23 protein-coding genes are annotated in these 23,121 nt (G+C 41.6%); all 23 read right to left on the bottom strand.

Features of this window, described 5'->3' with window-relative positions:
• Window positions 1–14: 14 nt before the first annotated feature.
• The 23 genes from pyrR to NST24_RS07540 all read right to left on the bottom strand — a co-directional run bounded on the left by pyrR (window position 15) and on the right by NST24_RS07540 (window position 23,121).
• Complete coding sequence (gene pyrR / locus NST24_RS07650; protein ID WP_007499718.1) at window positions 15–557, bottom strand: bifunctional pyr operon transcriptional regulator/uracil phosphoribosyltransferase PyrR; 543 nt, start codon at window positions 555–557, stop codon at window positions 15–17.
• A 170-nt stretch (window positions 558–727) separates the two neighbouring features.
• Window positions 728–1,642 (bottom strand): RluA family pseudouridine synthase, encoded by a 915-nt coding sequence (locus NST24_RS07645; protein ID WP_342462502.1) that lies wholly within the window; start codon window positions 1,640–1,642, stop codon window positions 728–730.
• Window positions 1,639–2,106, bottom strand: a complete 468-nt coding sequence (lspA, locus tag NST24_RS07640) for a signal peptidase II (protein WP_008344942.1) — start codon at window positions 2,104–2,106, stop codon at window positions 1,639–1,641. The genes NST24_RS07645 and lspA overlap by 4 nt, the downstream gene beginning before the upstream one ends.
• 94 nt (window positions 2,107–2,200) lie before the next feature.
• Window positions 2,201–2,575, bottom strand: a complete 375-nt coding sequence (locus NST24_RS07635) for a hypothetical protein (RefSeq protein ID WP_008344944.1) — start codon at window positions 2,573–2,575, stop codon at window positions 2,201–2,203.
• Between the two features lie 160 nt (window positions 2,576–2,735).
• The gene (ileS, locus tag NST24_RS07630; RefSeq protein ID WP_008344945.1) at window positions 2,736–5,501 is read right to left on the bottom strand and encodes an isoleucine--tRNA ligase; all 2,766 of its coding nucleotides are present in this window, start codon (window positions 5,499–5,501) and stop codon (window positions 2,736–2,738) included.
• Window positions 5,502–5,857: 356 nt separating this feature from the next.
• Window positions 5,858–6,352, bottom strand: a complete 495-nt coding sequence (locus NST24_RS07625; protein ID WP_008344947.1) for a DivIVA domain-containing protein — start codon at window positions 6,350–6,352, stop codon at window positions 5,858–5,860.
• Between the two features lie 26 nt (window positions 6,353–6,378).
• Window positions 6,379–7,155: an RNA-binding protein gene (locus tag NST24_RS07620; protein ID WP_159145663.1), complete on the bottom strand. Its 777-nt coding sequence runs from the start codon at window positions 7,153–7,155 to the stop codon at window positions 6,379–6,381.
• 54 nt (window positions 7,156–7,209) lie between these two features.
• On the bottom strand, window positions 7,210–7,491 hold the full coding sequence (locus NST24_RS07615; protein ID WP_024720319.1) for a YggT family protein: 282 nt from the start codon (window positions 7,489–7,491) through the stop codon (window positions 7,210–7,212).
• Window positions 7,492–7,497: 6 nt separating this feature from the next.
• A complete protein-coding gene (gene sepF / locus NST24_RS07610) occupies window positions 7,498–7,956 on the bottom strand; it encodes a cell division protein SepF (protein ID WP_017359354.1) in 459 nt (152 codons plus the stop codon).
• 1 nt (window position 7,957) lies between these two features.
• On the bottom strand, window positions 7,958–8,647 hold the full coding sequence (locus NST24_RS07605; RefSeq protein ID WP_026050091.1) for a YggS family pyridoxal phosphate-dependent enzyme: 690 nt from the start codon (window positions 8,645–8,647) through the stop codon (window positions 7,958–7,960).
• A gap of 6 nt (window positions 8,648–8,653) precedes the next feature.
• Window positions 8,654–9,517 carry a peptidoglycan editing factor PgeF gene (gene pgeF, locus NST24_RS07600; protein WP_268355681.1) on the bottom strand — a complete coding sequence of 288 codons (864 nt, stop codon included), beginning with the start codon at window positions 9,515–9,517 and terminating at the stop codon, window positions 8,654–8,656.
• A 212-nt stretch (window positions 9,518–9,729) separates the two neighbouring features.
• Entirely contained in the window at window positions 9,730–9,966 is a 237-nt protein-coding gene (locus tag NST24_RS07595) for a YlmC/YmxH family sporulation protein (RefSeq protein WP_008344958.1), read from the bottom strand.
• 79 nt (window positions 9,967–10,045) lie between these two features.
• Entirely contained in the window at window positions 10,046–10,822 is a 777-nt protein-coding gene (locus NST24_RS07590) for an ABC transporter ATP-binding protein (RefSeq protein WP_019743283.1), read from the bottom strand.
• 128 nt (window positions 10,823–10,950) lie between these two features.
• On the bottom strand, window positions 10,951–11,307 hold the full coding sequence (locus tag NST24_RS07585) for a PTS glucitol/sorbitol transporter subunit IIA (protein ID WP_007499733.1): 357 nt from the start codon (window positions 11,305–11,307) through the stop codon (window positions 10,951–10,953).
• Window positions 11,308–11,333: 26 nt separating this feature from the next.
• A complete protein-coding gene (locus NST24_RS07580) occupies window positions 11,334–12,344 on the bottom strand; it encodes a PTS glucitol/sorbitol transporter subunit IIB (protein WP_024720315.1) in 1,011 nt (336 codons plus the stop codon).
• A gap of 13 nt (window positions 12,345–12,357) precedes the next feature.
• The gene (locus NST24_RS07575; protein WP_003210918.1) at window positions 12,358–12,888 is read right to left on the bottom strand and encodes a PTS glucitol/sorbitol transporter subunit IIC; all 531 of its coding nucleotides are present in this window, start codon (window positions 12,886–12,888) and stop codon (window positions 12,358–12,360) included.
• Window positions 12,889–12,905: 17 nt separating this feature from the next.
• Window positions 12,906–13,337, bottom strand: coding sequence for a transcriptional regulator GutM (locus tag NST24_RS07570; protein WP_008354650.1), 432 nt, complete (start codon window positions 13,335–13,337; stop codon window positions 12,906–12,908).
• Between the two features lie 12 nt (window positions 13,338–13,349).
• Window positions 13,350–14,594 (bottom strand): SAF domain-containing protein, encoded by a 1,245-nt coding sequence (locus NST24_RS07565; RefSeq protein ID WP_007499740.1) that lies wholly within the window; start codon window positions 14,592–14,594, stop codon window positions 13,350–13,352.
• 243 nt (window positions 14,595–14,837) lie between these two features.
• Complete coding sequence (locus tag NST24_RS07560) at window positions 14,838–15,776, bottom strand: sugar-binding transcriptional regulator (RefSeq protein WP_024720314.1); 939 nt, start codon at window positions 15,774–15,776, stop codon at window positions 14,838–14,840.
• A 150-nt stretch (window positions 15,777–15,926) separates the two neighbouring features.
• Window positions 15,927–16,706 carry an RNA polymerase sporulation sigma factor SigG gene (gene sigG, locus NST24_RS07555; protein ID WP_003211879.1) on the bottom strand — a complete coding sequence of 260 codons (780 nt, stop codon included), beginning with the start codon at window positions 16,704–16,706 and terminating at the stop codon, window positions 15,927–15,929.
• Window positions 16,707–16,849: 143 nt separating this feature from the next.
• Window positions 16,850–17,569 (bottom strand): RNA polymerase sporulation sigma factor SigE, encoded by a 720-nt coding sequence (gene sigE, locus NST24_RS07550; RefSeq protein WP_007499746.1) that lies wholly within the window; start codon window positions 17,567–17,569, stop codon window positions 16,850–16,852.
• A gap of 59 nt (window positions 17,570–17,628) precedes the next feature.
• On the bottom strand, window positions 17,629–18,558 hold the full coding sequence (gene spoIIGA / locus NST24_RS07545) for a sigma-E processing peptidase SpoIIGA (protein ID WP_342462501.1): 930 nt from the start codon (window positions 18,556–18,558) through the stop codon (window positions 17,629–17,631).
• A 249-nt stretch (window positions 18,559–18,807) separates the two neighbouring features.
• A complete protein-coding gene (locus tag NST24_RS07540; RefSeq protein ID WP_342462628.1) occupies window positions 18,808–23,121 on the bottom strand; it encodes a S8 family serine peptidase in 4,314 nt (1,437 codons plus the stop codon).

Below are 23,121 nucleotides of genomic sequence, written 5' to 3'. Positions count from 1 at the left end.
TGCATTTAAAAAGGTTATTTTTCATATATAGCGACAAGGTCGTTTTGATCTACTTCATTGAGCTGAACCATGACTGTCTCTGCTTTTGATGTCGGGATGTTTTTTCCGATATAATCCGCTCGAATCGGCAGCTCCCGGTGTCCCCGGTCGACTAGAACAGCCAGCTGAATGGAAGATGGTCTTCCTACATCCACAAGCGCATCCATAGCTGCTCTCACCGTTCTGCCTGTGAACAGCACATCATCCACGACAATGAGTGTTTTGTCATTAATGTCAGCTGGAATGTCTGCACCCTTGACAAGCGGGTCTTGATTCTCTGTCTTTTTTGTCAGGTCATCACGGTATAGCGTAATATCCAGTTCACCCACAGTCACGGGGTTTCCTTCAATTTGCTCGATGCGCTCTGCAAGGCGCTTTGCAAGATGAATACCTCTTGTCTTGATCCCGGCCAGGATGACATCCTTCATCCCTTTGTTGCGCTCAATCATTTCATGTGCAATACGGGTAAGCGCTCGTCTTATCGCTTGTTCATCAAGAATAACTGCTTTTTGTTCCATCTTTTACACCTCTTTTTGGCAAATAAAAAGCCCCTTCTGCAAAGGGCAGAGAGGGGCGCTCATTTGTGCATACTCGTGCACAAATTGATCCGTTATCCTTCTCAGCCTCTCTGGACTGTTTTAAAGAATCTCAATTTCTTCGTTTATTATTTCAAAAAAAGAACGGCCTGTCAATTGTTATTTCTTAATGAATCGATAAAAGCTTGCATATCAGCTGGAATTGGAGCTGTAAACTCCATATATTCTCCTGTTCTAGGGTGATCAAATCCTAACACGCCTGCATGCAGCAGTTGTCCATTGAAATCAACGGTTTTTCTCGGGCCATATTTTGGATCTCCGGCAAGCGGATAACCAATGTATTTCATATGAACACGAATTTGGTGGGTTCTTCCTGTTTCAAGGCGGCATTCTACAACGGTAAAGTCTTTAAAGCGCTCCATCACATCAAAATGAGTGACTGCCTGCTTTGCATTTTCTTTTGTGACCGTCATGCTTTGGCGATCTTTTTTGTCTCGACCAATTGGTGCATCAATCGTTCCAGTATCATGCTGAATGATACCATGAACAACGGCTGTGTATTTTCTAGTGACCGTTTTCGCCACCAACTGATTGACGAGTGATTCATGCGCCATATCATTTTTTGCGACCATTAAAAGCCCCGACGTATCTTTATCAATCCGGTGGACAATTCCTGGTCTCATCACACCATTAATGCCTGACAAATCATTGCAATGAGCCATGAGGCCATTGACAAGAGTACCTGTCACATGTCCTGGTGCTGGATGAACGACCATTCCTCTTGGTTTATTGACCACTAGTACATCTTCATCCTCATAATAAATATCAAGATCCATTGATTCCGCTTCTACATCTAGTGCTTCTGGATCTGGAATCTCTACTTTGATTTGATCTCCAGCTTGTACTTTATAGTTGGCCTTCACTTGTTTTCCATTTACTTCGATGAGCCCATCTTTCACCCACTGCTGGACTTGGGTTCTTGACCATTCTGGTTCAGTTGTGCTTAAAAATTTATCAAGCCGTTCACTCGTTTGTTCTTCTGAAACGGCAATGTTTACTTGATTCATGTAGTTGACTCCTTATTTTTCTTTCCATCTAACAGCATTTGAATAAAGAGCAGAATGACCCCCACACATAGAGAGGAATCTGCGATATTAAAGATTGGATAATGATAATCCCCAAATACGAAATGAGCAAAATCAACCACTTCTTGACGGAAAATACGGTCAATAAAGTTTCCAATCGCTCCGCCAAGCATTAAGGCAAGCGCTACGCCAAGTAGCTTGTCCTTTTGTCCATGTTTTTGCAAATAATAAACAATTCCTGCAATAACAACGAGTGTGATCACATAGAAAAACCACATTTGTCCTTGGAGAATCCCCCATGCGGCTCCTGAATTTCGGTGGGATGTGATGTAAAAGAAGCCATCAATCACAGGAATAGAATCACCGAGCATCATATGTTTGACAATGAGCCATTTTGTTAATTGATCTAAACAAATTATCACGAATGCGATTATGTAATAGAACACACACGTTCCTCCATCTTCATACTTTGGTCTTTATGCATTTTATCAAGAAAACAGGATGGAGTAAAGAAACTTTAGTTGACAGACAAAAACCTCCCTACATGTGGAAGGCTTCAAAATGAGAATCGTTTGATTCATAAGGATAAGGGGTGAATGCTTTTTTCTCGTATTGCTTATGATATAAAAAGTCGTCAGTCGTACGAGCTGTCGGAAGAATACTCATTTGTTCAATGGGCATTGTATGCCCTGTCGCCTCGCATATGCCATAAGTTCCTTGTTCAATTTTTGCAATCGCGAGCGAAACATCTTGCAGTTCTTCTTTGATGTGATAAAGAAGCGTGGTCGTTTTTGCTTGATCGAAAGTGACATGTTCAGCGGGTGAACGCAATGATGCATATTCAAACAGTTTCGATTGCAGTTCTTCTCTCATTTGAAGGAGTTCCATGTAAATCGTCTCTAGATCGCCATTCATGTCGCTGTTTCAACTCCTGCCCTGTCGTGATAATCATATTGTTGCCCCGCCTGTTCACTTTAAAGCCATAAGATTTTTCCTTTCGTTCTAAACGCTGTCATTTTCTCTATATCAAAAACGCCTCGCTATATGCGGGGCGCTAGTTGGTGATATCACGCTGTTAATTCTGGTAATATTTCTCCACGATTTCAGCATTTTTGAGCGACAATGTTGGGTATTTTGGATTTGCGCCAACATCTTTTGAAATAATGCGGGAACGTTCGCACAGTTCGCCTTCTGCTTTTTGAACAACAATACGTCCTGATGTGTATTCAGGCGCTGATGCGTCTGCATGCTTCTCATCTTCTACTGTTAACTCAGAAATGATAAAAAGCTGCTTCACATCTTCTTTAATGGATGCAAGAAGGTTTTTCACTTCCTCTGTTGCATAAAGGGTCACACTTGCTTCAAGTGAACGTCCGATGACTTTCTCATTACGCGCAATTTCCAGCGCTTTTAGCACATCGTCACGTACTTCCATAAAGCGGTCAAACTTCACTTCTGTCGCTTCTGCTTGAGGAACAGCTACACCTTCTGGCATATCTGTTAACTGAACACTTGGCTCTTCAACAAAGCTTAAGTGGCTCCATAGTTCATCTGCTGTATGCGGAAGAATTGGTGCTGTCAGCTTCACTAACGCCATTAATGTTTCGTAGAAGACCGTCTGCATGCTGCGGCGGTCTGGATGATCCGCATGCTCAATGTATACCACATCTTTTGCAAAATCGAGATAGAAAGAGCTAAGCTCAATCGTACAGAAGTTGTGGATGGCATGATAGACAACCGCAAATTCGTAATCATCATAAGCTTTTTTCACTTTATCAATCAATTTGTTTAATTTGATTAAGATATATTGATCCACTTCGCGAAGCTCTTCGACTGGTACTGCATTGACTGCTGGATCAAAGTCAAACAGGTTACCATGCAAGAAGCGGAACGTGTTACGGATTTTACGATAAACTTCTGCGACTTGTTTTAAAATGTCGTCAGACACTGGATGATCGGCTTGATAGTTGACAGAAGATACCCAAAGTCTAAGAATCTCCGCACCAAGCTGCTTCGCTACTTTCGTCGGATCAATCGTATTGCCTAATGATTTACTCATCTTGCGTCCTTCTTTATCAAGCGTAAAGCCATGGCTGAGAACACCTTTATATGGCGCTTTTCCAGTGACTGCAACTGCTGTAGATAAAGATGAGTTAAACCAGCCGCGATATTGATCAGAACCTTCAAGGTAAAGGTCTGCCGGACGAACCAGGTCATCTCGTTCTTCTAATACCGCTTGGTGAGAAGAACCAGAATCAAACCATACATCCATGATATCTTGCTCTTTTGTAAATTCACCGTTCGGGCTGCCTGGATGTGTAAAGCCTTCAGGCAATAATTCTTTTGCTTCTTTTTCAAACCAAATATTCGAGCCATGTTCTCTAAATAATTGAGAGACGTGTTGAATCGTTTCATCTGTGATGATTGGCTCACCATTTTCAGCATAGAAGACTGGGATTGGAACGCCCCATACACGCTGTCTTGAAATGCACCAGTCACCTCTGTCACGCACCATATTGAACAGGCGCGTTTCGCCCCAAGCTGGAACCCATTTCGTTTCTTTAATATTATCTAATAGTGCTTCTCTGAAATCTTTAATGGAAGCAAACCACTGAGCAGTTGCACGATAAATTGTTGGTTTTTTCGTTCTCCAGTCATGCGGATAGGAGTGCGTGATAAAGTCGAGCTTTTTCAATGCGCCTTTTGCTTCAAGCTGTTCTGTGATGGCTTTATTGGCATCCTCATAGAATAGTCCTTCAAAACCAGGTGCTTCTTCTGTCATCACACCTTTTTCATCTACTGGACATAACACATCAAGACCGTACTTCATACTTACGATAAAGTCATCTTCCCCGTGACCTGGCGCTGTGTGAACACAGCCTGTTCCTGCATCTGTTGTGACGTGATCGCCAAGCATCACTAGAGAATCTCTATCGTAAATTGGATGTGCTGCAACGACCTTATCTAATTCTTTACCTTTTAAGGTTTTCACAACTTCGTACTCTTCAAAGCCAAGTGTTTTTGCCACTTGTTCAACTAGCTCAGATGCGATGACATATCGCTCAGCACCCACTTGAAGCACGCTGTACTCTAGGTTTGGATGTACACAAATGCCAAGGTTTGCAGGAAGTGTCCAAGGTGTTGTTGTCCAGATGATGAACTGCTCGCCGTTTTCAAGTACTCCTTTGCCATCTTTCACTTTAAATGATACGTAAATCGATGGTGAACGTTTGTCCTTGTATTCAATTTCTGCTTCAGCAAGTGCTGATTCACTTGATGGAGACCAGTTAACAGGCTTAAGACCTTTGTAAATATAGCCTCTTTTCGCCATTTCACCAAAGACAAGAATTTGCTGCGCTTCGTATTCAGGCTTCAATGTCACATATGGATTGTCCCAGTCTGCTCTTACGCCCAAACGTTTAAACTGATTGCGCTGACCTTCGATTTGTTTCCAAGCATACTCCTCACATAGTTTACGGAATTCTGCTGTCGACATTTCTTTGCGTTTGACTTTTTTATTTTTCGTAAGGGCTGTTTCAATCGGTAAGCCATGTGTATCCCAGCCCGGTACGTACGGTGCATGGAATCCATTCATTGATTTAAAACGGACAATAAAATCTTTGAGGATTTTATTGAGTGCGTGCCCCATATGAATGTCACCATTCGCATATGGAGGTCCATCATGCAAAATAAAGGTCGGGCGTCCTTTTGTCCGCTCTAAAACCATTTGATAGATGTCTTTTTCTGCCCACTCCTCTTGGATTTCAGGCTCTTTGTTCGGCAAGTTCCCTCTCATCGGGAATTCTGTTTTTGGCATTAATAAGGTGTCTTTGTAGTTCATACCTATTCCTCCACATGCAAATTCGTATTAAAAAACAATAAAAAAAGCCCTCTCATCCCATAAGGGACGAGAAGGCTTGTCTCGCGGTACCACCCTTTTAGACAAGCGCTTTGAAATTGCCGCTTATCCACTCTAAAATCGTAACGTGATCTGACGCCTTTTCTTACTCATTCATTTCAGAAAAGGAACTAAAGGGGTGATCTCATTGCAGCGTTTCGTAATGTCAGGCTTCCACCGTCCCTGATTCGCTTTATTACGCATGTAACCGCTGCGAGTGTCCCTTTCAAACGTTTATCTCTTGTTAATTTATGATGGTATTATATGCAACATGAGCACGTCATGTCAAGGTGATGCGCTTATTCTTTTTCGTCAAAGACAGCGTCAACTTCATATTCCAGCAAATGATCCCAATCATCATTTTTCAGAAGATCAAGCTGAGCTTCGATGAGCATTTGGAAACGAGTTCTAAAGACTTTCGACTGTTTCTTGAGCTCTTCGATTTCCATTGCAATCTTTCTTGATTTTGATAACGCTTCGTTGATAATACGGTCTGCATTTTTCTCAGCTTCACGAATGATCAATTTCGCTTCTTTATCAGAATGACGCTTCACGTCTTCTGCTGCTTCTTGCGCCACAAGAATGGATTTGTTTAATGTTTCTTCAATTGTTGCAAAATGGCCTAGTCTTTCATCAAGCTCGTTGACTTTGTCTTCAAGCTCGTTCTTTTTGCGAAGTACGATCTCGTAATCTTTACGTACTTGGCTTAAAAACTCATTTACTTCATCTTCGTCATAGCCGCGAAAACTTTTTGTGAACGTTTTATTATGAATATCATTAGGTGTTAATGGCACTCTTGCCACCTCCAGATTCAAATTCGTTATGTCAGAAGCTCAAATGTTACTTTGAATTTATCTTTTTTCGTCTTCCCATCAATTGTTTTTAAGCTAAAGCGGCCAAATCCCCTGACAGAGAGCTGATCACCTTCACCAATTGTAAAGGAAGGGTCTTCAGTGACTTTCCAGTTTACTTTGACAAGACCATTTTTGACCAAAAGCTGTGCTTTTTGCCGAGACTGACGGCTGACAGCAGCACATACAGCGTCAAGCCGCAGTGAAGAAATCGTATCTTCTTTGATATCGGTTTTGCTGATGACTGGCTGAAGATCTGCCTTACTGATTTCCTCTAATGAAACAGATGCTCTGCCGACATGCGTCAGCTGAGCCCGAACAAAATCGGCAACATCGCTTGTACAAATAAATTGCACGTTGTCCTCTGAAAACAACAAATCACCGAATTTTTGACGCTTCAGGCCTGTCCCAATGAGCGAACCGAGAAGGTTGGGGTGTTCTATAGAAATAAACTTTTTCGCATAGTTCACCTGAAAACAAGTCAGTTCAAAATCCTGTATGGTCGGTGCTAAATAGTCAGGATAGATCAAAGCCCTTTTTCGCTCCGCTTCCTCATACCCGCCAAAAAACATGAGACCCAGTTCATCAGAATGCTGAATCACGGACTGGGTAATGAACTGCTCACGAGGATCAAGAAAGTCTGTTAATTTCATTCGATATTGTTCGAGTACGATGTTTTTCCAGCCTAATACTTGGTCGACAAATGGCTGTTCGTCTTTTCTAAAATGTTGATAAATATCGCTCATTTTGTTCCCCTTTTATGTAAAAGAGCCTGGCAGATGCCAAGCCCGGCAGCCTGTTTACATGAATCGTACAATCATATTATAAAGACCAGTTAGTCCATACAATGATGCGAAACGAATCACAAGCAATGCCACAATTGGCGAGATGTCAATCATGCCAATTGGCGGAATAATTTTACGGAATGGTTCTAAATACGGTTCGCAAATGTTTGTCAAGAAGCGGCCAATCGCTGTTTCTCTTGCAGATGGTACCCATGACATAAAGATGTAAATAATGATCGCGAATGAGTAAATCGTTAATACAGTCTGTAGAAACTGAAAAATGTAATATAGAGTCACTTTGGTTTACCACCTCTGAGGTTCTTCCTCTGTCAATAGCTCTGATATTGTGCCAGATACATCCACATTATCAGGAGTGCAGAGGAATATATTCGAGCCAATACGCTGAATGTCTCCACCGATTGCATAAACCGTTCCGCTTAAGAAGTCGATGATTCGCTTTGCTTGATCGTGCTGAATGCGCTGCAAATTGACGACGACTGCACGCCGATTTTTAATATGATCTGCAATCTCCTGTGCCTCTGCATAAACACGCGGCTCACTTAACACCACTTTAGAGGATTTTTGCACGCTTTGCAAGCTGACGACATTTTGTTTTCCTGCCTGAGGACGCTCTTGAAATGCCGCTTTATCTTTTGTGTTTTTTTCTTCTTGTGCTGGTTCTCTTTCTTCATCAATATATTCGTACTCATACTCTTCATCATCGAGTGTGAAGAAGCTTTTAAACTTATTTTTTATGCTCATGTCACGCACCTCCTGTTTCATTTCCAACAAGTGAAGAGCCAATCCGAACAAATGTCGCACCTTCTTCAATTGCGATTTCAAAATCGTTTGACATGCCCATCGATAAATGCTGACAAGGTGCATTTACTTGGTTCAGTTGTTTTACCTCTTGTTGAAGGCTTTTTAATGTTTTAAAACAGTTTCGTATCACCGTGTGATCATCTGTAAATGGAGCCATCGTCATGAGTCCAGCAATTTCAATATGTTTGAAATCAGCCAGCTGTTTGACAAATGGAATCACGTCTTCGCTTTGTAAGCCGTGTTTTGACTCCTCAAGTGATGTGTTCACCTGTACAAAACAGCGAACCGTGTGATCCGCTCTTTTTTCAATTTCATTCGCAAGGGACATTCTGTCTAGCGAATGTAAGTAGTCAATGGTCTGAATGACAGATTTCACTTTTCGCGTCTGTAAACTGCCGATGAAGTGCCAGCTAATGTTTTCATCGGTTATGGCTGCCTGTTTTTCAAGTAACCCTTGGTCACGATTTTCACCAAAGTGCAAAATTCCGGCATCCTTGGCTTCTAATGCTCGTTCAATCGAGACATACTTTGTGACAGCGACAACCGATACATCGTCTGGATGTCTACCTGCTCTTTTACATGCTTCGTTTATTTGTTCATTTATTTGTCTGAGATTCTCTCGTACATTCAATTGCACTTATGCCTCCTTAAACCCGACAAAAGACATCATACGTCCTGTTTTCCCTTGATCACGCCGGTGTGAGAAGAAATGCTGCTTATTGCAACTTGTGCACATCGAACTGACATGTATGTTTTCTTCTTTTAATCCTGCATGAAGTAATACGTTTTTGTTTAGTGTTTTTAAGTCAATTTTGTATTGTCCTTGTGACATCTCGGAATACACATCCTCTGTTGAAAAAGGAAGCTGTTTCACTTGATCTATGACAACATCATCTACTATGTAGCAGCAGCTGCCAATGGATGGTCCAATGACGACTTGTATATGATCGGCATCAGCGCCTTCTTGGCGAACCCATGCATCAACCATGTTGGCGCCAATTTGTTTGACGGTTCCTTTCCAGCCGGCATGAGCCGTTCCAATCAGCCCAGATTGCGGAGCTAGAAAATAAAGCGGAACACAGTCAGCGAAACAAAGAGCGAGCATGATGTTTGGTTCAGAGGTGTATAAACCATCTGTTCTAGAGAGTGCTTCATCATACTGAAGACTTCCTCTTCCCTTTTGTTCCTTCGTGACTTTCATGATGCGATCCTCGTGTGTTTGGTCAGCAAACACCCAATTAGAGAGCGGCACAGCAGTAGCGTCTGCAATGACTTGACGATTCATTTGGACACTAGAAGCATCATCTCCTACATGGAGTCCAGTGTTCATTGATTGATATGGAGAAAGACTAAAGCCGCCATTTTTTGTCGTAAAACCGGCCAATATCTCTTTTCCAGAACATGTCATGTTCGTCCAATCATGAATCAGCATTGCATAAGGTGATTTCTGCTGAAAGGGGTCATATTTGTCTATCAAAGCTGCCTCCCACCTTTCATTCATCTCTCTTTATATCGCTCCTATTTTACCACAAGACCTGCTAAGACAGTTAGTGGGATTCATTAAATATTACACTCAAATGTGCCCTTTCTACAGGTTTTTTTTCAAATTGATATGAAAACGTAATCTTTTTACCCGAAAAAGACATTGATTGCTGAGAATGGAGAGCTTGTTTTAAGGAAAATTTGATCTATTAGTTGAGGAATTTACACAAATTAAGAAGACAAACGGACAAGTATCACATCTTCGCCAATTTTTACTATATTTCGCCACGGGACAATCATTTCCTCTTCTTTTCCGAAAAATCCCATCATTTTACCTGTACCGCCAATGATAATCGCTTGTATTTTACCGCTCGTGACATTGATATCGATGTCTCCAATAGTACCTAATTTTTTTCCGCTGGACACATCGACGACATCTTTGATTTGGAATTCAGAAATACTGATCATCTGTCCTTCCCCGCCTTTCGTTTTCTACTATAATATGTATGATGGAAAAGCAGGGAAGCAGACCAATAGTTTCTCTTATCTACAATTTACTTAAGTGAGGGCGGCCGTTTTGCCACATGACTTCGACTGGACATTCAAAAAAGGAAGAAAGCAAGTCACTTGTCATCATCTGCTTTGTCTCCCCTTTATGAAAAACAGTACCTTCTTTTAATAATAAGGTGTGCTGAAAAATCGGGAGAATCTCTTCTGCATGGTGGGTCGTATAGAGCAATGTGGGCGCATCTGGTTTTGATGCAATCAATGAGATCGTCTCTAGCACCTGTTCTCTTGCTAAAAAATCAAGACCCGTCACAGGTTCATCTAATATTAGGAGCTTCGGATCATTCATTAAAGCTCTTGCGATGAGCACTTTTTGTTTCTCCCCTTGCGACAGGGTTTCATACGTGCGATTGGCATATTGAAACGAGCCAAATGTTTTTAATAAATCAATCGCCTTCTCTCTTATCTCATCTGTCGGTGTTTCATAAAGTCCGATGGAAGCAAATGCCCCGCTCAAAACAATTTCAAATGCATTGTCATCTCTGTGCAGCTTCTTTTCAAGACCAGCAGAGATGAGACCAATTTTTTTCCTTAGTTTTTCACCAAGCGCCTCCTTGCCAAACACATGGCCTAACACCGTCATCTCACCTGACGTTGGAAAATAATATGAGCAAAGCATATTTAATAAAGCCGTTTTCCCAGCACCATTTAAACCATAAAGCACCCAGTGTTCCTGGTTTTTCACCTGCCAGTCAATAGAACGAAGCAGCCATTTTCCATTTCGTTTTAAAGAAACATCCTTCAAGTCAAGCGACACGATCTTTTCCCCCTGAATAAAAATTCTGAATATACAAATAATAACGTCTACAGCATATCGCAAATGTTTCAATCAGTAAACCTAACGCAAAAAAGCTGCTCCCTATAAGGAACAGCTTTTTTCCATGGTTACGAAATTTCAATTCGTACGCCTTCTTTAATATCAGGAAACGTATGCGGGGATGCAAAGACAGCTCCCGGTAATACATCATCAAACGGCTCTTGGAAGTAGATCGAAATATGGCCGAGTTCCTTAAAGTTGTCATTTGCTTTATTGCCTAAAGCAGTAATGGTATAAGTTTGGTCGCCCACTTGAATCGTTCCGCCTAATTTCAGCGGCTCTTCTTCTAAGTGTTCAAACTCATGAATGACAGACATATCTCTTAATTCCTGCGGCGCTGCTGGTCCAAATAAAACAATCAGCTTATCTTCTTTAAATTGCGGGACTAAGATCCCAATTTCTTTTACGACAGATTGTGTTACCATGTATCTCGATTCCTCCTTTAATACGTTTAATACATACCGAAGCTGGCAACGTATGCGATCACAACAGATAGAACGCCTGTAATGAGACGGCTATACAAAACAGCTGGTACCCCATATTGTACCGTTTCCGGCTTCGCTTCACCAAGTGATAGCCCCACCGGGATAAAGTCACACCCTACTTGACCGTTGATCGCAAACAGTGCTGGAAGAGCAAATTGAGGCGGAATATTTCCTAGTGCAATTTGACTACCAATCAGTACACCGATGACTTGTGCAATGACTGCCCCAGGTCCTAAGACAGGCGATAGGAACGGTAAGGTACAGACAACAACGAGCAGTAAGAGCCCCCATAAAGATCCTGCCAAAGGTGAAAGGAAATGGGCAATCAGATCACCGATTTTTGTATAATTGATAATTCCAATTAACATACTGACAAAGGCCATGAATGGAATAATGTTTTTAAGGAGCATATCAACAGAATCACGACCAGCTTGATAGAATGTGCCGGTTACTTTTCCGATTCCTCTTGAGAATCTCATGAGGAAATTCCCTTTTTCTTGACGTTCGATATTTTCCTCTTTCAGTTTTGAATAGGTTTCTTTGAAATTCTCTTTGTCAATTGGGCCGCTGCTTTCTTGACCTTCTACATTCCCTTCACTATCAGATGCTTCAGCAAAGGAAATATCTTTTTCTGTGACACCTGATACGAAGATATCCTCTGTAATGTGTTTTGCAAGCGGTCCAGAAGGAGAGGATGCCAGCACATCGACAGTAGGAATGCGTTTCATTGGATAAAGCCCAATTCGCGCTGTTCCTCCGCAGTCAATGACAACACACATCATTTCATCTTCTGGTATAGAATTTTTAAAGCCATCACATGCTTCTGTCCCTGTCATTTCTGCAATTTTTCGTGCAACTGGGTGAATGCCTCCTCCTGTAATGGAAACGACCTTTCTTCTTTTACCGGTTGGTTCAAGCTCTAATCCTTTTCCCCATCCGCCAGCACCTTTTGCAACAAATACTTTGTGGTTTGTCATGTCTAACCCTCCCCTATTGTGAATTCGCTTTCATTTTTCCTGCTAAGTACTTTGTGATCCATTCCGTAATGATTCCGCGAAGTAAAATGACAACGATCCCGACTAAGAAGTAACGAACAGCCAGCTCTGACATAGAGTATCCAGCTTCTTTAATCCCGTTCGCAATTCCTAAGTAGACAAACAGTTCTCCTGCGTTGGCATACGGGAACAGCGATGTCACCGGATGAACAAATGAAACAGCTGAATCATAGAATGCTGGTTTTTGTTTTTCAGGTAAGAAGCGGCCAAACGTATAAGCCATTGGGTTTGTCAAAATAAGAACGGATAAGATCGGCATTAACGTATAGCGCAAAATGGTATATTTCGCTGCAAACTGAATCGCTCTATTCACTCGCTCTTCTCCAATAAACTTCATGACAGCATAAGTGAAAGTAAGTAACACAACAAGCGTTGGAACGATACCTGTAACAAGACCCATGAATTGCTTTCCGCCGGCTTCAAACATCCCGATAAAGTGCTCTCCAAACCATTGAATCCATTCCATGTTTCATCTCCCCTTTCTTAGTTCACATTTGTTATATTTTTTTTAGAAATCGAGACAAGCGCCTGCTCCGCTGCCATGGAGAGTGCTTGCATGACAGCTGGTCCCCTTTTGCGCTTTTTCAATGTTTGTTTCATCATGTGATGCTCATCAAGCACAGCCCCCACATGTTTTCCTTCATAGGAAGGCAGTTCCTTAAATTTAGACAAAATCGAGACGCCACCCAGCACATGACACTTTTGAATGATGTATGATTCATCGACAATGATGAGCGCAATGGCTCCAGGACCAAATTTGCGCCGCTCCATTCCTGAAAACAAGTGATAGCCTTGTTTCCCTTTATAGTCGTCAATCAGTGAATCCATGCTCTTGCGGTAGTACTTGATTTGAATAAACGATAAACCATACTGCACAATCAAAATGATACAAAGTACGATTGCTAATTTTTCCATAGCCTCACGTCCTTATGATTGAAATAAGTGATCTTGTAATGAACGCAGCTTCCAGACCGTTGTGCTTGCATCAAGTTCTACATCATCATGAGATAGGAATTGCCCCAATTTGATATCTTTTTTCGCTACCACTTTTCCGCTGATTAAGCCAATTGGGATGTGGCCGTTCGCTTTCATGTCTTGATGTGTTTCAAGTACACCTCTTACGGAGTATCCGCCAATACCATCAAGTGTTTCTCCTGCTTTAATATCTCTTTTCGCCACAGCGACAGTTTCTGATACTGGTACACCAATTGGATGGATTGAAGAATCGTGTTGTAAGACTGCTTTTGCGATCGTCACTGGTGTTTCAAGACTTGCTAAGTGGAAAGGACGATACAGTGTGTAGTGAGGACCTTTTCCAACTTTTAAGTAGCGAAGTTCTTCATCTACTGGCTCAAGATCACTCTTGACGATGACAAAGACACCTGGTGCCAGTCCATTTACATATTCAACGACTCCGAAGTTATCCAGTACGCCGCCTTGCTGTTTTTGATTTAATTTATCTGCTACATTTTCTAAATTCGCTTCTACTCCATGCATGCCGACTTTATCAGGCAAAAGTCCTGTTGCATTACTTAATAGGTTCATTTCTGCCATCGTTTTTGTTCCGTCTTGGAATGCTGCCAGCATGTGGGCACTCATATGTTTACTATCTGCTTCAGCTTTACACGTATCTGGGTTTGCTTCTGGGAAGAATGGGTTGTTCTTACCTTTCCCAGCAACCAATACTTCAAGCCCCATTGTTTTTGCAAATTCATATAGTTCTAGCGTTGCTGCTGGTTCATCTCCAGCTGATCCAGAGTAAACAAGTCCTGCATTCGTGAATAATTTATGCATGACCAAGCCGATCGTAATATCGACTTCTACATTTAAAAGAACGAGATGTTTTTTTGAATTAAGCGCTTCCAAAGAAATGTTTGCTCCGACCTCTGGAACACCTGTTGCATCCACAACGACTTCCACAGAATCTGATTGAATCACTTCTCTGTAATCATTTGTGACGACCATTTGATGTGGTTTCGCATGTTGCTTGTAAAAATTCGCTGCTTTCTCAGCTGCACTAAGATGAATATCACAAACACCTGCGACAATCATGCCTGGAATTTTAGAAATTTGTGAAATGAGTCCAAACCCCATTTGACCTGCCCCGATAATCCCAACTTTGATTGGATCTCCGCTGCGTTCTCGTGCTAACAATTGTTGATAAATTGACATCTAAATCATCCTTTCAGGTTTTCTTGCTTCACAATAGATTGCTAGAAAAATAATCTGAAACTTTTAACAAATGTTATAAAAATTAACAAAAATCTGTTTCTTGTAACATTTGTTATTTTATTTATCATTTGTTATGAACTTAGTTTATATGATGTGTCAACTTTGTGTCAAGATAAAATCGATAAAATTCTCAATCTTTTTGAGTCTAAAGACTCAAAAAAACTACCTAATCGGCTTAGGTAGTTACTTTAATAGGGCATCTCCGGTTTGTTCATCTGTAATTAACACATGAATTAATCCACCTTCTAACGCTGCCCTGATCGCTTCAATTTTTTCTTCTCCTCCAGCGACACCAATCACAAGTGGGATCTCTTTCAGTTTTAGAGGACTGATCCCCATCACCCGGTCGTTCCACGGATGCGGATACACTTCACCTTTATGATCAATAAAGTTATAACAAATGTCACCCGCGACATCTTTCGCTTGCAGGATATCTTCCTCACCACTTGTCATATAGGATTTCACCATCGTTGAATGTTGCGGAACCCCGCCTATTCCTACGACCGCGATATTTGATGATTCTCCTAATTCAATGACTTTTTTGATCGACGGCTGTCTAATGAGTACATCTTTCGCTTCTTTCGTATCAAGCATGACAGGCACATGTAAAAACTCACATTTGGATTTGAGTGCTTCTGAGCATCTTCCAATAATATAGTTGGCATGAATATCAACATCTTCATTTCCGACGCCTCCGACTAGCGGAACAAATGTTACAGACGGAAAATGCTGAACAGACGTAAGCGCTTTCGCCATTTCATGCAAGGTTGTCCCTGATGAAAAACCGATGACTTGTCCATCCTTCATGACTTTTAATAAAAAGCCCGCAGCCGCAGCTCCTATTCGACTTTTTGTTGTTTCTTGACTGAGAGATTCCACACACACGACTTCTCGCAGCCCATATTTTCGCTCTATTTTTCTTTCTAACGAACCATATTGTTGATTTACTTCATCATGAATAATGATTTCCACGATTCCTGCTTCACGTGCTTTTGCCAAATATTTCGATATGAGCGAACGGCTAACCCCAACAGCTTCTGCAATTTTAGATTGAGTGGCGCCTTCTTCATAGTACATATGCGCAACCTTAATGAGCAGCCTTCTTTCATCATGGAATGTCATAATAACCCTTCTTTCCGCTTCTCTATTCCCTCACAAATGATATTTTAAATAACATTTGTTAAAAACAGATTAAATGAAAAAAATAACAGAGTCAATACTACAGATGGGTTCTCTAAAAAGAATGAAAAAAGCCGCACATCAGCGGCGGCTTTAAAAAATATTTTTATTCATTTGTTTGATTGCTGCTTTTTCAAGCCTTGATACTTGTGCTTGAGAAATGCCGATTTCTTCTGCCACTTCCATTTGTGTTTTACCTTGGAAGAAGCGTTTGCGAAGAATCATTTTTTCTCGATCATTCAATCTGCGCATTCCCTCTTTTAAGGCCAATTCTTCTACCCATTGTGTATCTTTGTTCCGTTCATCACTAATTTGATCCATCACATAAATCGGATCTCCTCCGTCATTATAAATCGGTTCAAACAAAGAAACAGGATCTTGAATGGCATCTAGGGCAAAAACAATTTCCTCATGAGGGACTTCTAACACTTTGGCAATGTCTTCTGCCGTTGGTTCCTTGCTTGTCTCACTAATCAGTCTCTCACGGACTTGAAGCGCCTTATAGGCAATATCTCTTAGTGAACGAGACACCCGGATGGGGTTGTTATCGCGCAAGTATCGACGGATTTCTCCTATGATCATAGGGACCGCATAAGTTGAAAATCTGACATTGTGGCTTAAATCAAAATTATCAATTGATTTCATTAATCCGATACAGCCTACTTGGAAGAGATCATCAACATACTCGCCTCTGTTGTTAAAACGCTGAATCACACTTAAAACCAACCGCAAATTGCCATTGACTAGCTTTTCTCTTGCTGTATCATCACCTTCATCTTGCAGCTGTCTGAATAATTTTCTCATCTCGTCGTTTTTCAGAACAGGCAGTTTGGAGGTGTCGACTCCGCAGATTTCCACTTTATTTCTGGACACTTTTTTCCCTCCCTACAGGAGCTGTTGTACAAAGTTCAGTATCTCCGTGGGATGGAAAAATATGCACGGTCTACGACGAGAAAGATGTGAAAAAATGGTGATCCCTTTGACAGTGCAGGGATAAAGCTTTCAAAAAAAATTTTTTAGACCATCTTATTAAATTCTTTTTGCAATCGTTTAATAATTCTTTTTTCGAGCCTTGAAATATAGGACTGAGAAATACCAAGCATGTCGGCAACATCTTTTTGGGTTTTTTCTTCACCGCCAACTAAACCGAACCTCAGTTCCATGATCTGTTTTTCACGATCGTTTAATTGTTCTAACGCTTTTTTCAGTAATTTTTTATCGACATTTGCTTCAATATCCCGTGTGATAATATCATCATCTGTCCCAAGTACATCTGATAAAAGCAATTCATTGCCGTCCCAGTCGATGTTAAGCGGTTCATCAAAGGATACTTCTGAACGGATTTTATTATTTCGGCGCAAATACATCAAAATCTCATTTTCAATACATCTAGACGCATATGTGGCCAGTTTGATCTTTTTTTCTGGATTAAACGTATTTACTGCCTTTATGAGGCCTATCGTTCCGATACTAATCAAATCCTCAATATTAATGCCTGTGTTTTCAAATTTTCTTGCGATATAAACGACCAATCGCAAGTTTCTTTCGATCAAAATGGCTCTTGCTGTTTGATCACCTTTAGGTAATTTAACGAGCAATTCTTGTTCTTCATCCTTTGATAATGGCGGAGGCAGTGCCTCACTTCCACCAATATAATAAATCTCATCACTCTTTAGCCCTAGCTTCATGAGGAGTTTATACCAGTAGTAAGTGAGTTTAAATTTTAATTTTTTCATCTTCTTCTCCCTTCTAAATGTCCAGTTGACTTCGTAAGATAAAAGACATCACAAAAAAACTACGACACCCCTTGTATCATTTTTCCGTCTAACATCTCTGGATGAATGATGGATTGAAATTCCTGATCTGCTGATAATCCACTTAGACTCATCCCAACAAAACACTTCGCTGGCTGGATCATATGCGTTTTTGTATAAAGGACGACCGTATCTGGTTTAAAGCATAGTAGAAACCCGTGATCATGACCGACTGCGCGATACGGAACGAGTCTTAAACGATCGAGCAGCGGAAAATGGTCATCGAGCTTTTGCATCACTTCAACAGGATGAAACTGTTTCATTTTTTCTATAAATGGCTCTCCGAAAATAGATGTGAGCTGATCGAGCTGGACGATCATGACAGGTGTTTTCGTCAATGGATCATACAGCTGATTTCCAGAATCGACCAGACCATTTAAGCGGATTGTTTCTCCTTGAATGTGTATCTCCACAAGTACTTGTTCGTCATATTGTCTTTTTTTCGCACCAACCTCTCCTAATCGTTTCTTTGAAAACAGCCAAATGGCCGGAAAGCCAGTGAGAACAAAAAGCCAGCTAATGGGATCACCAAATCCATCATTTTGTGAAATAAGCAGTCCATCTTGAATGACTGTATTTGTCTGCAAAAACGAATGAACCCCGATCATGCCCCCTCCCATCAAAAATGTGACAAAGTAAAAAGCAAACAGGTTTTGAAAAAAGGAACGAAATCTTTGAAAGCCAAAGGTTCCAAGCACGATCAAGACAGAAAAAAGCAGTTTGCCTAAAGGGTGCGACACAACCATTGCAAATGGCGTAAAGAGCAAGAGAACAATGCTCGATCCAATGAGAGCTCCAAACATATATCGCCTTTTTTTCACTTGTCGTTTGAGAATAAATGCCGTGAGTAAGAGCAGCAATAGATCAAAACAAAAGTTTAACAGCCAAATGACATCTAAATAAATGACCACCTTCTGCTCCTTTCATCTGAAACAAAGAATCAAAAGCAGTACTTGCACTTGTTTGTACCAGTATAAAACAGTCATCGGATGGAAGTCTGTCAATTCTTGTAGGGGATGATAGAGAACTTTTGGTGGATTGTTATCGTTTTTGTCGACGTATGAGACAGAAAGAACATCCGAATGATTTGTTGGACAAGTGTCTCCTCTATTCATTGCACAAAAAAAGACACGCTCCGAAGAGTCGTGTCTTTTTCGCTGTCATTCTTTCTCATTGATGGTGAGTGTTCCTTCTGCCTTCTGTCTTGTGACATTTCCATAATCATCTTTGACAATGACTTCAATCACCGCACCTTTTGCTTTTGCAATAGATGTCGCCGTCCAGTAGCCTTCATACGTTCCCGGTGCTACTTCACGAATCGGCAGTTCGGTTGTGTTTTGAAGTTTTGATCTAGCATTTGTCAGCGGCATATGAAGAACAAAGGTGGCATCTAGCTTTTCCCTGCTTTTAAATGAAATCTTAACCGATTCACCTGATGATAGATTCATATTGTCTTTTGGCGTTAATTCAGAAATGACAGGTGCATCATATTGTACATCGATGTCGACCTTTTTAGTCGTTTTGTTTCCTGCCGCATCTTTTGCTGTCACTTTGATTGTATTTTTCCCGTTCTCAAGCAGCACCCTTGCAGAATATGCCCCATCCTTTACGGTCGCTTTTTTTCCATTGACTGTGACTTGATCTAGATAATCATCCGCTACTTTCCCTTCCACCGTGAGTGATTCTCTATTAAACTTGTCGCCTTTTTTCGGTGTATCAATGGTCAATGTCGGTGCTGTTTGATCGATGATCACCTTGACTGGCTTGGAATGTTTTGTTGAGCCTTTATCCGTTACAGTCGCCGCCGTGAAGACATGCTCTCCACTTGGAACAGATACATTTTCTTTGAAAGTACCCGACTCATCTGATTTGACGTTGGCCACCTCTTCATCATTCTGATAAATGGCCACATCGAGACCCGGAGAGGCTGTGCCTTCAATCGTCAATTCACCTTGATTTGTAATGGTTCCTTCCTTTGGAGAAGTGATTTCTGGTACATCTGCTTCATAGTTTACGAGCGCACGAATCATATAATTCCCCTCTTCTTTCGGAGAAGGAGAAAAAGCACCGCTCGTCAGCTGCCAGCTTCTTTCAGCATTAGGGCCATCTTCATCTGTGGCAAGTCCCGGCGATTCGGTATTCTTTTTCGTTTGAATATAAACAAGATAGAAATCACCATCTACTGTAATGGCTTGATCTTCTAAATCTACTTTTGTCCATTCACCATTACGCAGTGCATTTGCTTTTAAAGGTCCTGCGATTTTCTCACCTGGTGCGCCACCCTTCCCGGAAGCATCATATACTTCAACAGCAAATTCATCGCCTCCAGGAGCTGGCCATTCTGATGTCCAAAACCGGAAAAGACCACCTGTGACTTGTGCTTGTTTTTTTCCTTTTTCTAATGAAAACTTCACAGCCCAGCCATTGCCAGGATCGTAGAAAGCCCGCGCATTTTCAGCCGTTCCATCATCGTAGCCAATCTCTCCCGGAAAACCGATAAAAGGCTCAAGTTTCACTGACTTTTCAAGTGGCTTTTCCGTCACATCCGCTGTAAACGTATAGCCTTTAAACCCCTTTGCAAAAATTTTGACTGTATAGACACCGCTTAATGCCTCTAGAGAAAATTCACCGGATTCATCTGTTTTCACCGGCTCAATTTTTGCGTCCTCCACAAGATAAACAGTTGCATTCTTCACCTTTTCACCAGTTGTTTCATTGACGACCGTGCCGGAGATCGTTCGTTTCTCTAGCGGCTGTAAGGAGAAATTCGCTTCTGCTGTTTCTTTTGATGCCACTTTGACTTTTTGGGACCGTGATTCAAAGCCGTAAGCTTCCGCTTTCACTGTCCATTCTCCTGCTCCTTGAGACAGCTGATATTTCCCTGTCGCTTCATCGGTGGAAGTTGATTTTCCGCTTTCTAGAACACTGATTTGTGCTTTCATTGGAAGAGCTTGAATAGACGGAGTATCATGACTGTTTTGCTTTTGAATGTGTACATGTTTATTTTTTACTTTAGCAGGCTTTGCCTTTTTTGGATCAACTGATTTCTTATTCTGGCTTGTGGATTTTTCTTTTTTGATCACACCTAGCTGGTTCTTAGCTTGTTGAGACAAAGCCTCATCTGTGATTTTCACATCATCTAAATAAAAGCCATCTTTTGTGACACTGCCATCTGTTCTTATCTGAAACAGGACTCTCACTTTTTGCCCTTTATAAGCAGATAAATCAACTTCGCCTGCTGTCCACGCATTTGTTTTCCCCGTATAAGCTGTCACTTGAACGGCGTCTTCACCCTCTGGCTGTACATAGACATGCACATAATCATAATTGGCTTCGAGATCATGCCAGTATTGATATTGCAGGTAGGAAGAACCTGAATCTGGTACAGCAATGAGCGGCATAGACAAATTGGCGTCCGTTTTATTTTCATAAGGACTGTCTAAATTGGTGGCATAGACATGTTCCCCGCTAAATGCTTGTTTTGGACCTGTGGACGGTTTTCCCCACTGCCACGGATCTTTTGTTCCACCACTGAACCATCCACTTGGCCATGCTTCAAAATCTTGTGAGTAGCCAGTGGTGATGGATGTTTTAATTGGAAGTGTATAAGAATCTGATGCCGCTTCATTTTCTCCAAAATCTTTCACAATCCATCGGTACGTCACGTTTTCCCCCTCAAGTTCAGGGAGCTGCACCGTATAGGTTCCTTTTAAATGATTTCCATCCGTGCGGTCGGCTTGCAACGTCTCCCATTCACCTTGATCTACTCGGTAAATCAAAGAAACATTTGCCACTGCTATCCCATCTTCTGCAGTGATGGTCAATGGGGTTGGCGTTGCAGCAAAAATTTCATTCGGACCTTTATGTGAAAAAACAGGTGGTTCTGTATCTTCTCCCTCTTTTGTCACCTGACCTTCAATCGTACCGATTCCATTGGTTAAAGCAGTAATCGCCTCTCTTGCATCCACTAACCCTGCCCCATAGCCGTTGTTAGGGGATTCAGGAAATTGCTGATCTGTCAGTGGTTTCGCTGTCTCAATGAGAATTTGCTGAATTTCATCAACAGAAAGGTCTGATTGCACTTGGCGAAGAAGAAGAACAACAGCTGAGACATGCGGACCTGCCATCGATGTACCATTCCACCCATCCTCATATCCTTTTCCCGGGATCGAAGAACGAATGTTTACTCCCGGAGCAGCAATATCTGGTTTCATTACGCCATATGGAGAAGGACCCTGAAGGGAGAAAGACCCTAACTTGTTGTCCTGGTCTGTTGCACCTGTAGCAAAGGCTTCTTGATAGTTAGCAGGATTTGCAATCGAACCCGCACCGCCTGGATTGAATAAATCGGTATTACCGGCTGAAAATTCTGGAAAGATGTCTGCTGCTCTCCAAGCATTCACTACATCTTTATACCAATCATCAAGACCTGGGCCACCGCCCCACGAATTATTCACAACATCAGGTGCCTTTTCTGGGTGAGGATTTCCGTTTTGATCTTTCGGGGCTAAAATCCACTCACCGGCATCTAACAGATCAGCATCTGTACCGCCATCTTCTGAAAAAGCTTTCACTGCAATCCATTCTGCTCCCGGTGCGACCCCAATTTGATTCTTTCCATCTGGCTCAGAACCAACCATTGTGCCTGTCACATGGGTCCCATGCTCCAAGTCATCATAAGGGACTTCAGAGCCTGTCGTGGCATCATACCAATTCAGTTCATGAGATGGTTCGTTCGGACGAGCAGGGTCAAACCCGCGGTATTTTTCTTTTAGCGCAGGATGATCCCATTCGACACCTGTATCAATACTTGCCACAACGGTTCCAGTCCCGTCATAGCCTAAATCCCACGCTTCTGGTGCATGCACCTGAGCAATATTCCATTCGACTCCATCTACTGCTTTGATTTGTTTGTTTGGCTTAGCATGCTTCAAATCAACAGGACGATGAAGTTGACGTGTTTCATTCGGCAGCACTTGAGCTACTTCTGGAAAAGAAGCAACCTTTTCCATCACTTCTTTTGTTGCCGTCACAGCTAGACCATTCACAATATAGTAGGAATGAATATCTTTCACTTGCTTATTCTTTTTTTCCTTTTGTAAATACGCTAGGAGCGCTTGCTGCGTTTCATCAGATGTTGCTCTCAGCTCAGATACAACGGCTGATCTTTTTGTGTACTGCATTTTAGCCGCGGTTAATTTTTGTTTTTTTGCTTTTGATACAGCTTCTTTTGCTACTTTTTGTACATTCGTTTGTTCCTTCATTTTGACTAAGAAGGTCACCTTATCTTCCTTTTGAAACTGCTTCTTTAATCTCGAAGAAATCTTGGCTTTTGTTGTCTTAGAGGAAACGGCTTCCTCCTGATATGAGGTAGAAGTCGATTTTGCTTGAACCATCCCAAAGCTTGTCATCGTTAAAGTACCAATCACCAAAAGACTCATGAAACGATAGACGGCGGTTTTGCGAAACTTCAC

Source organism: Bacillus sp. FSL R5-0286 (assembly GCF_038593245.1).
Lineage (GTDB): Bacteria > Bacillota > Bacilli > Bacillales > Bacillaceae > Bacillus > Bacillus altitudinis.
This window is presented reverse-complemented; position numbering and strand designations above follow the sequence as displayed.